At 67.5% G+C, this 6,175-nt stretch carries 4 protein-coding genes; 2 read left to right on the forward strand and 2 right to left on the reverse strand.

Annotated elements, in window-relative coordinates; translation table 11 throughout:
• Positions 1 to 95 precede the first annotated feature (95 nt).
• Positions 96 to 533 carry a preQ(1) synthase gene (queF, locus tag AC1D12_RS21770; RefSeq protein ID WP_047513485.1) on the reverse strand — a complete coding sequence of 146 codons (438 nt, stop codon included), beginning with the start codon at positions 531 to 533 and terminating at the stop codon, positions 96 to 98.
• A gap of 224 nt (positions 534 to 757) precedes the next feature.
• Here queF and smc point away from each other — a divergent pair, with 224 nt between their 5' ends.
• On the forward strand, positions 758 to 4,273 hold the full coding sequence (gene smc / locus AC1D12_RS21775; protein ID WP_477842794.1) for a chromosome segregation protein SMC: 3,516 nt from the start codon (positions 758 to 760) through the stop codon (positions 4,271 to 4,273).
• A 22-nt stretch (positions 4,274 to 4,295) separates the two neighbouring features.
• Positions 4,296 to 5,399 (forward strand): cell division protein FtsZ, encoded by a 1,104-nt coding sequence (locus AC1D12_RS21780; RefSeq protein ID WP_477842796.1) that lies wholly within the window; start codon positions 4,296 to 4,298, stop codon positions 5,397 to 5,399.
• Between the two features lie 66 nt (positions 5,400 to 5,465).
• Here AC1D12_RS21780 and AC1D12_RS21785 read toward each other — a convergent pair.
• A partial coding sequence (locus tag AC1D12_RS21785; RefSeq protein ID WP_477842798.1) for a hypothetical protein occupies positions 5,466 to 6,175 on the reverse strand: 710 nt, incomplete at its 5' end.

A 6,175-nucleotide genomic window follows, 5' to 3' on the forward strand; every position in this document is an offset into this window, starting at 1 on the left:
GGACCGAGCTTCTCCGTGGAGTCGGCCCGCCAGGGCCGACCGCCGAGGCTGAGCCCCCAGCCCATCCCCTCACCCGCCGCGCCGCGCCGCGACGCTCAGAGCAGCCCGGACTCCGCCCCATGCGCCGGCATCTGCACCACCGGCTGCGGCTTCCAGCCCTTCTTGCGGTGCTCAACCACCACGTTGGTGTAGATCCCGCCCCGCACGTACCACTTCGCCGTGATGCGGATGAAACGCGGGTCGGTCGCCTTCACGATGTCGTCGAGGATGTCGTTCGTGACCTTCTCGTGGAACGCGCCTTCGTTGCGGTAGCTCCACATGTACATCTTCAGGCTCTTCAGCTCGACGCACAGCTTGTCGGCAATCATGTCGATCGTGAAGTGCGCGAAATCCGGCTGGCCGGTCAGCGGGCAGTGGCAGGTGAACTCCGGCACCTGGAACTGGATCGCGTAGTCGCGCTTCGGGCTCGGGTTCGGGAACACGTCGAGCTGCTTGCTCGGCATCGACGGCGGCTTGGCCGGCGCCTCGCGCATGCGCAGCGGGGTGGTGGGCGGGGCGACTTTCGCGGACAACTTGGACAACTTGGCCATGGAGGGGGCGTCACGTTTTGAGAGGGTTTCGGCGGGCAGCCGCAAGAGGGCGCGATGGTATCATCGCGCCTCGCCAGAAGTCCGCGTACGCGTGGAATTCCCTAAATAAATCAATGACTTAGGCGACTCGTGGCACCCTCCGCCGCGGCCCGCCGGGACTGCTCTCCATGCGTCTGAACTCCATCAAGCTGTCGGGCTTCAAGTCATTTGCCGAACCGACGCACTTCCAGCTGCCGGGCCAGCTGGTCGGCGTGGTCGGGCCTAACGGCTGCGGCAAGTCCAACATCATGGACGCGGTGCGCTGGGTGCTGGGCGAGTCGAAGGCCAGCGAACTGCGCGGCGAATCGATGCAGGACGTGATCTTCAACGGCTCCGGCAACCGCAAGCCGGCCAGCCGGTCCAGCGTCGAACTGGTGTTCAGCAACGAGGACGCCCGCGCCGGCGGCCAGTGGAACCAGTTCACCGAGATCGCCGTCAAGCGCGTGCTCACCCGCGACGGCACCAGCAGCTACTACATCAACAACCAGCCGGTGCGCCGCCGCGACGTGCAGGACGTGTTYCTSGGCACCGGCCTCGGCCCGCGCGCCTACGCSATCATCGGCCAGGGCACCATCAGCCGCATCATCGAGAGCAAGCCCGAAGAGCTGCGGCTGTTCCTCGAAGAAGCGGCCGGCGTCTCCAAGTACAAGGAACGCCGCCGCGAGACCGAGAACCGGCTGAAGGACACGCGCGAGAACCTGACCCGCGTCGAAGACATCCTGCGCGAGCTGAACGCCAACCTCGACAAGCTGGAGAAGCAGGCCGAGGTCGCGTCGCGCTACCGCGGCCTGCAGGAATCCGGCACGCTGAAGCTGCACCAGCTGTGGTTCCTGAAGCACCGCGATGCCGCCAGCGAGCAGGAGCGCGTCAAGAAAGAGGTGCTGGAGGCCACCAACGGGCTCGAAGCCCGCATGGCCGAGCTGCGCCACGGCGAGGCCGAGCTCGAGACCATCCGCCAGGCCCACTACGCCGCGAGCGACGAGCTGCACACCGCGCAGGGCGCGCTGGCCGAGGCCTCGCTCGAGGTGAGCCGGCTCGAGGAACGCATCCGCTACGTGGTCGAGGGCCGCCAGCGCGTCGAGCAGCGCCTGGCCGAACTGAAGGCGCAGAGCGAGCAATGGGCCGAGCGCTCGCAGCAGGCCCAGGACGAGCTGGAGCAGATCGCCGAGCAGATCGCCGCCGCCGACGAGCAGGCCGAGGTGCTGGCCGCGCAGGCCGAGGAGCAGGCCGGCAACCTGCCGCAGGTCGAAGACGCGGTGCGCGCCGCGCAGAACCGCAGCAACGAACAGCGCACCGCCGTCAGCGGCGTGCAGCAGCAGATCCAGGTGCTGGCCGCCGAGAGCCGCAACCTCGACGACCAGCGCCGCCAGTTCAACGCGCGCCGCGAACGGCTCGACGGCGAGCGCCGCCAGCTGGCATCGCCCGACATGGCCCGCCTGGCCGAGCTGAAGCAGCAATCRGCCGCGGCCGACGAACTGCAGGGCGTGGCCGATGCCCGCCTGCACGAGCTGCAGGAGCAGGTGCCGGCACTCGACGAAGCGCGCCGCGAGACACAGGAGCAGGTCAATGCGCAAGGTGGCCGCCAGGCTGACCTGAGCGCCCGCCTCGACGCGCTGCGCGCGCTGCAGGAGAAGGTGCAAACGGAAGGCAAGCTGAAGCCGTGGCTCGCCAAGCACGGCCTCGAAGGGCTGCAGGGCCTGTGGACGAAGATCCACATCGAGACCGGCTGGGAGACCGCGCTCGAAGCCGCGCTGCGCGAGCGCATCAACGCGCTCGAAGTGGGCCGCATCGAGACGGTGCGCGCTTTCGCGACCGATGCGCCGCCGGCCAAGCTCGCGTTCTACACGCCCCCGCAAGCGGCCATCTCCAACACCCACCAGACCCTGTCGAAGCTGAGCGACCTGCTGCGCCTGGGCGACTCCGGCCTGAAGGCGCTGCTCAACGACTGGCTCGAAGGCGTCTACACCGCGTCGGACATCGACGAGGCGCTCGCCGCGCGTTCGAAGCTGACGCACGGCGAGGTCATCATGACCCGCGAGGGCCATGCGGTCAGCCAGTTCGCGGTCGCCTTCTACGCGCCCGATTCCGAACAGGCCGGCATGCTGGCCCGCGCGCAGGAGATCGAGAACCTGGAGCGCCAGCTGAAGGCGCAGACGCTGATCGCCGAGGAGTCGCGCAGCGCGCTGGTGCGCGCCGAGGCCGCCTACACCGATGCGTCGCAGCGCCTGGTCGGCACGCGCCGCGAAGCCGCCGAGACGCAGACCCGTGCGCACCAGCTGCATGTCGAGCTGCTGCGCCTGTCGCAGCAGGCCGAGCAGACCAGCGCGCGCCGCGAGCAGCTCGACGCCGAGCTCGGCGAGGTCGATGCGCAGCTCGAGGAGCTCGATGAACGCCGCGCCACCGGCGAGGCACGCTTCGAGGAGCTCGACATGCAGCTCGCGACCACGCAGGAGCGCCATGCCGAACTCGACGAAGGCGTGATCGCCGCCGAGCGAAAGCTTGCCGACGCGCGCGAGCAGCTGCGCTCGCTGGAGCGCCAGGCGCAGGAGGCGCAGTTCTCGTCGCGCGCGCTGGCGGCCCGCCGCGGCGAGCTGCAGCGCAGCATCGAGACGGCGCAGCAGCAGGTGGTGTCGAACGAGGCTTCGCTCGAGCAGCTGCAGCAGGAGCTGGTGAAGCTGACCGATGCGTCAGCCCATGTCGGGCTCGAAGACGCGCTGGCCTTGAAGCTCGACCGCGTGGCCGCGCTCGGCGCCAAGCGCAGCGAGTACGACGACCTGACGCTGCGCCTGCGCCGCGCCGACGAACAGCGCATGGCGCACGAGCAGAGCCTGCAGCCGCTGCGCGACCGCATCACCAAGCTGCAGCTCGAGGAGCAGGCGGCGCAGCTCGGCGGCGCGCAGTTCCTCGAGCAGCTGACCGCCGCCGAGGTCGACCTCGCGGCGCTCGCGCAGAACATCGCCGACAACAACGTCAAGCTGTACGGCCTGCAAGGCGAGATCGACCGCATCAACCGCGAGATCACCGCGCTTGGCGCGGTGAACCTGGCGGCGCTCGACGAGCTCACCGCGTCGCGCGAGCGCAAGACCTTCCTCGATTCGCAGAACGCCGACCTGAACGAGGCGATCAGCACGCTCGAGGGCGCGATCCACAAGATCGACCTGGAAACGCGCGACCTGCTCGCCAGCACCTTCAACCAGGTCAACGAGCATTTCGGGCGCATGTTCCCGAGCCTGTTCGGCGGCGGCCAGGCCAAGCTGATGATGACCGGCGACGAGATCCTCGATGCCGGCGTGCAGGTGATGGCGCAGCCGCCGGGCAAGAAGAACAGCACGATCCACCTGCTGTCGGGCGGCGAGAAGGCGCTCACCGCGATCGCGCTGGTGTTCGCGATCTTCCAGCTGAATCCGGCGCCGTTCTGCCTGCTCGACGAGGTCGACGCGCCGCTGGACGATGCCAACACCGAGCGCTACGCCAAGCTCGTGAAGCAGATGTCCGAGGGCACGCAGTTCCTGTTCATCAGCCACAACAAGATCGCGATGGAGATGGCCGAGCAGCTGATCGGCGTGACGATGCAGGAGCAGGGCGTCTCGCGCATCGTCGCGGTCGACATGGAAGCGGCCGTCAGCCTGGCCGAGGCCGCCTGATGACCACCGCGTCGCAGCGCTGATGAGCACGCTGACCGTCTCGCTGGCCGCGCTGGGCGGCGTCGTGCTGGCCGGTGTGATTGCGCACGGCGCGTGGCAGGCGCGCAAGGCGGGCCCGCGGCGCCCGATGGAGGCGTTGCCGCCGCCGGGGCCCGCATCGGCCGCGGATGGCCGCGATCCCGCCGAGCCGCGGGAGCAGCGCGAGCCGGTGTTCGGCGAGCCGCAGCCGGTCTCCACGGGCCACGATCCCTCTGCGCGCATCGACTTCGGCAGCGCGCTGCAGCCGCCGCCGGTGCGCCGCACCAGCGTGCGCATCGATGCGCTGATCGACGCGATCGCGACGCTGACGCTCGAGTCCCCCGTCAGTGCCGAATCGGTGCTGCCGCACCTGCCGCCGACGCGACGCGCCGGCAGCAAGCCGTTCCTGATCGAGGGCCTGAACGCCGACAGCGGCGAGTGGGAGCCGCCCACTGCCGGCCAGCGCTATGGCGAATTCCAGGCCGGGCTGCAACTGGCCAACCGGATGGGTGCGGTCAACGAGATCGAGTACTCGGAGTTCGTGCAGAAGCTGCAGGCCTTCGCCGAATCGATCGGCGCGATGGCCGATTTCCCGGACATGCTCGATGCGGTCGCCCGGGCGCGCGAGCTCGATGCCTTCGCCGGTGCGCACGATGCGCAGCTCGCGGTGCACCTGCAGGCGCGTTCGGCGGCCTGGAGCGTGGGCTACATCCAGCAGCATGCGGCGCGCCACGGCTTCGTGCCGGGCGTGGTGCCGGGCCGGCTGGTGCTGCCGGCGGCCGACGAGGGCGCGCCGCCGGTGCTGACGCTCAGCTTCGATCCGCAGGCGGCCTTCGCCGACGACCCGAACAAGTCGGTGGTGCGCGACGTGACGCTGAGCTTCGACGTGCCGCAGACCGATGCGCGCGCCGAGCCGTTCATCGCGTGGCAGGCGAGTGCGCAGGCCCTGTCGCTCGGCATGGACGCGGCGATCGTCGACGACAACGGGCTGCCGCTGCGGCCCGAGGGGTTCGCAGCGATCGGCGGGGAACTGGGGCGGCTGTACCAGGCGCTGGAGACGCACGACCTGGCGGCCGGAACGGCGGCGGCGCGGCGCCTGTTCAGCTGAGAGCTGCTGCACCGCCCGCTGTGGCGGGCGGCACGGAAGGGTGCCTTGCAAGGGGACAGTTGCGGTCTACGACGAGCTGGGCGAAACGCGATCCGATCTGAAGTCCCAGAAACGTACCGGAGCGGCATCTCCAACAAGTTGTTGCCGCACCAGATTCATCGCACTGGCTTGCTCCTGAGTAAGGTTGCCCATCGAGCCTTTGTGTTTGAAGTAAACCTTGAAGCACGCCAGAAAATAAGATGGATTGATTCCCCGGCCGTAAGGTGGCTCTATAATTTCTTCATTGATCCAGTTAACAATTTCCATTTCTTCTTGTTCTCGAAGGAATTCGTTCACTACGCCGCGCCAATAGCGAACTGGTGGATTGCATTGGAAATCTCGAGGCCCCGGTCGCCGCAAATTCAGGAGCCGTTGCCGCAAGAGTTCTGATGAGATGCAATCGGAAAGCATGACATCGCTCAACAGGAAGTCGTGCAGGCTCTGCGTGATTGGATCTGAGAATTCCCTGATGCGAAGAAGATCGATAATGGACCCGCGAATGGCGAGCCGAGCAATTCCACTGCTTGAGGGTGCAGCCGTCCGCATCTCTTTCAAGGTCAAAAATATATCTGAATCTGGGATCGTTTGTCTGTGGAGCTTGACGATGCAGTTGGCGAGAACTTGAGAAGAAGTCGTGGGTAGCGATATCGTTTGGTTCATGGAGGCGAGCCATGACAGAGGAAAGTCGTTTTGATTTGACTCAATGACCCGTACGGATTGCCCGTGCCGATCGACGG

The sequence above is a fragment of the Rhizobacter sp. P1_G5 genome (assembly GCF_056405435.1).

What these genes read in the sequence shown, in the direction of transcription:
- queF (WP_047513485.1), bottom strand. Translation starts at nt 533, where the DNA reads ATGCGCGAGGCGCCGGCCAAGCCGCCGTCGATGCCGAGCAAGCAGCTC.
- AC1D12_RS21780 (WP_477842796.1), top strand. Translation starts at nt 4,296, where the DNA reads ATGAGCACGCTGACCGTCTCGCTGGCCGCGCTGGGCGGCGTCGTGCTG.